Origin of the sequence: Paracidovorax anthurii (genome assembly GCF_003269065.1) — a bacterium.
In the GTDB taxonomy this organism is placed as follows: Bacteria; Pseudomonadota; Gammaproteobacteria; order Burkholderiales; family Burkholderiaceae_C; genus Paracidovorax; species Paracidovorax anthurii.
In genome coordinates, this window is sequence record NZ_QLTA01000108.1 from 1 (window position 1) to 5,287 (window position 5,287).

General features: G+C 59.5%; 4 protein-coding genes. 3 read left to right on the forward strand and 1 reads right to left on the reverse strand.

Translation table 11 applies throughout. The features are described 5' to 3' along the window. Positions 1 to 614: 614 nt before the first annotated feature. Entirely contained in the window at positions 615 to 2,690 is a 2,076-nt protein-coding gene (locus AX018_RS24220) for a DEAD/DEAH box helicase (protein ID WP_111882801.1), read from the forward strand. Next, the gene (locus AX018_RS24225; RefSeq protein ID WP_111882802.1) at positions 2,687 to 4,039 is read left to right on the forward strand and encodes a DNA-processing protein DprA; all 1,353 of its coding nucleotides are present in this window, start codon (positions 2,687 to 2,689) and stop codon (positions 4,037 to 4,039) included. Before AX018_RS24220 ends, AX018_RS24225 begins: the two co-directional genes overlap by 4 nt. Positions 4,040 to 4,241: 202 nt before the next feature. Here AX018_RS24225 and AX018_RS25060 read toward each other — a convergent pair whose 3' ends face one another. Next, on the reverse strand, positions 4,242 to 4,892 hold the full coding sequence (locus AX018_RS25060; RefSeq protein ID WP_146749453.1) for an argonaute/piwi family protein: 651 nt from the start codon (positions 4,890 to 4,892) through the stop codon (positions 4,242 to 4,244). Between the two features lie 115 nt (positions 4,893 to 5,007). On the opposite strand from AX018_RS25060, the gene AX018_RS24235 reads away from it, so the two are divergent. After that, the coding region (locus tag AX018_RS24235) for a transposase (protein WP_146749454.1) at positions 5,008 to 5,287 on the forward strand (280 nt) is incomplete at its 3' end.

The following is a 5,287-nucleotide window of genomic DNA, read 5'->3' on the forward strand; positions in this document are numbered from 1 at the left end:
TCGTCGTGCGGTACTTGGTCCGCCTCTCGCTCTTTGCTTCCGTCACGCCTTCAGTCTACCGGTGTGGCCGGGGTGATTTGTGCAACAAAGCCGTGCGAGAGGTCGAGTGCATAGGGCTCACCCTGCGGATTCCGGTGAGCGTCGGCATCCGGTACAGCGCGAGAGCAGCTGATCCAGTCACCACGAGCGCTGGCGGCAGCCAGGGAGCGACCGGAGCAGTACGTTAACTTTGCAGCGATTGCTGTCGATCGGCCATGGTGTGGCTACCGTCTGCTTCTCGACCAGAAGCTGTCTTCGGCGAGCGACGTGTCTGTCCGTCGAATGGTTTCGCTCGCGCAACGAGGCCAAGGTTTGCTCAGTGCGTCGCTGTGCCAGCAATCAGGCGCAACGGCAGGGCGCGTAGACCTTGATCTCGACGCGTCGGTTGCCGACGGGCAGCACGGCCAGAGGTCGGTACGCACCGGATGATGTCGGGGGTTCTCCATTTATATCGGAGGTTTAGGACGAGCTCCGCCAGGGCGCCGATGCAATCAATTATTCTCGGGTGTCGGGCGCGCGTCCAGCTCGTCGTGACCCGTCAAATCAGTGGCATCACAAATGTTCGAGGGAGTTCAATGCAATACGATCAAGCTCGCGCCCTACAGCTGCTCCGAGAAGGCAGTGGCAATCCTGCCGCCACCTTCCGCGACTCTCAGGAAGATGCGATTCGTCACCTGGTCACGGGCGCGGCGGGGCGCCTACTCGTCATTCAGAAGACGGGCTGGGGCAAGAGCTTCGTTTACTTCATCGCGGCAAAACTGATTCGTGAACAGGGAGGGGGGCCAACCCTCCTGGTATCGCCCCTGCTCGCGCTGATGCGGGACCAGGAGATTGCGGCCGAGCGCATGAAGGTGACCGCCAAGACGGTCAACTCGACCAATCGGATGGATTGGGCCGAGATCGCCGAACAGATCGAGGAAGGGAAGATCGACGTCCTCATGTTCCACCCGAAGCAACTGGCGAGCGCAGAGTTCCAGGCCAGCCTTCTGGCGAGGATTCCCAACGTGTCGATGCTCGTCGTCGACGAGGCCCACTGCATTTCGGACTGGGGGCATGACTTCGTGCCCGAGTACAAGCTTGTCACGCGGCTCATTGCAGCGCTGCCTCCCAACTTGCCAGTGCTTGCGACCACGGCCACGGCAAACGAACGTGTGTCGAACGATCTCAAGCGGATCCTTGGTCCGGACCTGCTCGTGAAACGCGGATCGCTGAATCGCCCGTCAATCACACTGCAGACGATCACGTTTACGAGCGACGCACAGAGGCTCGCCTGGCTCGCAAAAACCGTCTATTCGCTGCCCGGCAGCGGCATCATCTATGCCCTGACGAAGGCTCACGTGCAGTACATCGTCAGTTGGCTCACGCACTGCGGCCTTTCGGTCAAGGGTTATACAAGTGATTCAGAGGATCGCGCTGTTCTCGAGCAGGAGCTCAAGGAGAACAAGGTCAAGGCGCTTGTCGCAACCTCGGCGCTTGGCATGGGCTATGACAAGCCGGACCTGACCTTCGTCATCAACTACCAGCCGCCGTCCTCGGTCGTCCACTACTACCAGCAGGTGGGGCGTGCGGGGCGTGCGATCGCAGATGCTCGCGGGATCGTGCTGGCGGTCAAGAACCAGCTTGACATCAACACCTACTTCATCGAGAGCGCTTTTCCGAAACCGGACGAGGTGACCGCGGTCATGAAGGCGCTCGATGCGGCGGGGGACGAAGGCCTTTCCGTACCGGGCCTTCAGGAGACTATCAACTTGAGCAAGGGGCGAATCGAAAAAACGCTGACCGCCCTTGCCATCGAGAGCCCGGCACCGATCGTGAAGGACGGCTCAGCCTGGAAAGCCACTGGCAGTATGCTGGCGAAGAGCTTCTGGGAGACGGCTGAGAGGGTGACCGAACTGCGACGGGCCGAGCATGCTCAGATGAGGGAGTACATGGCCCTCACTAAGGGACACATGAAGTTCTTGGTCTCGGCTCTCGATGGTGACCCGACGACTGTTGAGGTGCCGCGCAGTCCACCGTTGCCCACGGAGGTCGATCCAGCGCTCGTTGCTGAGGCGGATCAGTACATGAGGGACACCAGCTTGCCGATCAAGGCGCGCAAGAAGTGGCCTGACGGAGGATTGGACGGATACGGTCTGCGCGGAAACATCGCTGAGAAGTTGCGCGCGAGGGACGGTGTCGCGCTCTCGATGTACGGTACGGCTGGGTGGGGCGACATCGTCCGTGATGCTCGCTACGAACACGCGCACTTCGGCGACGACCTAGTGAAGGCCTGCGCCGGGCTGGTGCGCCGGGCAGGTTTTGAACCAGCTCCTAAATGGGTTACCTGCATTCCGTCACTAAACAATCCGAATCTCGTCCCGAGCTTTGCTAAGCGGCTTGCCTCTGAGCTTGGCCTGCCGTTCCACGCGGCGCTGACCAAGGTGAAGCACACCTCAGCTCAGAAGTCCATGCACAATAGCTCTCAACAGGCGAGGAACCTGGATCAGTCGCTTGAATTCAGCGACTTTGACGGCAAGGTCGGTCCAGTGTTGTTGGTCGACGATATCGTGAACTCGGGTTGGACATTTACGATCGGCGCTTGGCTGCTGCGCTCCAACGGTTGCGGCGAAGTGTGGCCTCTCGCGCTTGCCAAAACTGGAAATGAAGAATGAGTCTGCAGATCTCCGCAAACTGCCAAGCGATCTTGCTTTTGACGGCGCCGTTGATGGTCGGGAAGATTGGCACCCGTGCGGAACTGCTGAAGCAAAGTGAGTACAGCGACCTTACAAGGTTCCTTGTGCAAGAAGGCTTTCAGCCGTCCGACCTTCTCAGCCCACAGTCTCCTGCGCTGCGCCAAGCCGAGAACCTGTTCGGGCCAGGACGGCTGGCCCGCTTGGTGGGCAGAGGGTTTCAGCTTGCCCAGGCGCTTGATTACTGGAGTGCGCGCTCGATCTGGGTGGTGAGTCGCGCCGATGCCCGGTATCCCAAGCGGATCAAGTCGCGCCTCAAGCACGATGCGCCGCCCATCATGTACGGTTGTGGCGATCCGGATCTTGTCGACAACGGCGGCCTGGCGGTCGTAGGCTCCCGTGACGCGGACGACGAGATGCTGAGCTATGCCCAGCGTGCCGGAGAGAGGGCTGCCAGTGCTGGCAGAGGCTTGATTTCAGGAGGCGCTAAGGGCGTCGACAGTGCTGCGATGGATGGGGCGGAGGCTCTTGGCGGCATAGTCTGCAACGTCATGGCAGAAGGACTGGCGCAGGCGGCGATCAGTCGGAGATTCAGAGATGGCCTTCAAGAGAGGCGCACATTGCTGATTTCGCCCTACGATCCAAGCGCTGGCTTCAACGTCGGGCACGCCATCGCTCGCAACAAATTTATCTTCGCGTTGGCTGACGTCGGCTTGGTCGTGAATTCAGACTTGGAGCGGGGTGGGACGTGGGCAGGCGCGATAGAGCAGCTTCGCAAGCTTCACTTCGTTCCGCTCTACATCCGATCGAGTGGCAAGCGTTCAGCTGGCTTAGACGCTTTGCTCCGAGAGGGAGCCTTGCCCTGGCCAGAGCCGGAGGACGGGGAAGCGCTAGAAGCTCTGTTTGCGGATCGATCAAACGATAGCCATGCGGCCGCCGCTGCTGCTGCTGACCAGGGACATCTTGACTTCAAGATTGCTGCTGGTGCGCCGAGCGGGGGTCCAGATGCAGTGCGCCAGGTGTCGATGCTTGAAGAGCCGGCTAGCAACCCAGGGGCCCTCGAAGAGGGTACGTCAGATCCGTCGACTGCAACCGCAAAGTCGACACTCCTTGAGGCTCCTTCGAGTCCGCCAGTTGACTTGAAGCAGGAGATGTTCGCGACCTTTGAACGATTGATTCGGCAGTTACTTCACGCACCCAAGAAGGCCGCTCAGATCGCCGACGAGTTGGATCTCAATCAGATGCAGACGCGGAACTGGCTGGACCGGCTGGTTGCCAAAGGTGTAATCGAAAAGAAGAAGAGCGACGCGACCTATCGGCTTGTCGTTTGAGGTCTCTCTGACGAGCGCGCCTCGCTGAGGCCGCATCCAAGTCCGAAATGCGAGCCTCGGGAGCAGTCCGCCAAATCGACAGCCCTTTCGTCAGGGCGTGCCATAGCCTTGCTGTCGCCTGGTCTTTGTAATAAAGCGATACGCGCGCTGAGCCAGTCGTTCGGTGCCTGCGCGAAGCAGGTGCGAATGTCGAGAGACTCTGTCAAGCGTAGTACTTGAAATTGTGCTTCCAACTGGTTTGGGGAAGCCCAGGATTTGCAAGAATAATTTCGCCAACTCGGTCGGAATACTTGATGGTGATAGGCCGACCTTCACCAAGCTGGCAAGAGTTGTAGTTCAGCTTGGTCAATCCCAGGATGTCTTTGGCTACCTGAACGATGTCACCTTCTCCAAATTGGATGGTGATTGACAGGGGGACGGGAATCTCGAAGCCGTCGTAGCTTGCGATGCGAGCTTTGAAGCCATTGGTGTACAAAAGGCCGTGGCGGCTTGTCCGCTGCCAGAAGACGCCACGTTGGACGGGATACTGGCCTCGCTTTCCGACGTCCGGATGGTCGTCATAGCGGTACAGGCGCTGACCGCCACGGTCTTGGCGGACACGAATCGAGATGAGTTTCACACCCTCTGGAACCGCCCTCAAGAATCCCTTGTATTCCTCCGGACTCACACCTGAGTGTGTATGCAGAAAAATCTCCTTTAGTGGTCGACCGTCCTGTTCCTGGTAGGTTTCGATGGTGCCTCTCAGCAGCGCCTCAGCTTTTTCTGGCGGAAGGTGATATTCGCCTGTTTTGGCTGAGTACCAAGCACCAAACTCACCGACAAAAACAACGCCGTCGCCGCTGTCCAAGAACATCTGTGCTGCGCAGCATGCCGTCCGCTTGTTTTCGGCGAGCTTGTAGGCTAGGGATTCTCTGCACGAATCCCATCGGGATGTGCGTGCGCAATCCTGAAGCCGAGACAATACGCGCATGAAGCAAAGCAGCCTGGGCCTGGGCAACACCATCAAGCGGACCCGCAAGCGCGAGTTCCTTGATGCGATGGAACTGGTGGTTCCCTGGGGCGAGCTGGTTTCGCTGATCGAGCCCCACGCGCCCGAGAGTGGCCGCCGTGGCCAGCAGCCCTTTGCGGTGCAGACGCTGCTGCGCATCCACTTCATGCAACAGTGGTTCAAGCTCAGCGACCCGGCCATGGAAGAAGCATTGCACGACGTGCCCGCCTTCCGTGACTTCGCCGGCTTGTCTCATTGGG

What these genes read in the sequence shown, in the direction of transcription:
- AX018_RS24220 (WP_111882801.1), top strand. Translation starts at nt 615, where the DNA reads ATGCAATACGATCAAGCTCGCGCCCTACAGCTGCTCCGAGAAGGCAGT.
- AX018_RS24225 (WP_111882802.1), top strand. Translation starts at nt 2,687, where the DNA reads ATGAGTCTGCAGATCTCCGCAAACTGCCAAGCGATCTTGCTTTTGACG.
- AX018_RS25060 (WP_146749453.1), bottom strand. Translation starts at nt 4,892, where the DNA reads ATGTTCTTGGACAGCGGCGACGGCGTTGTTTTTGTCGGTGAGTTTGGT.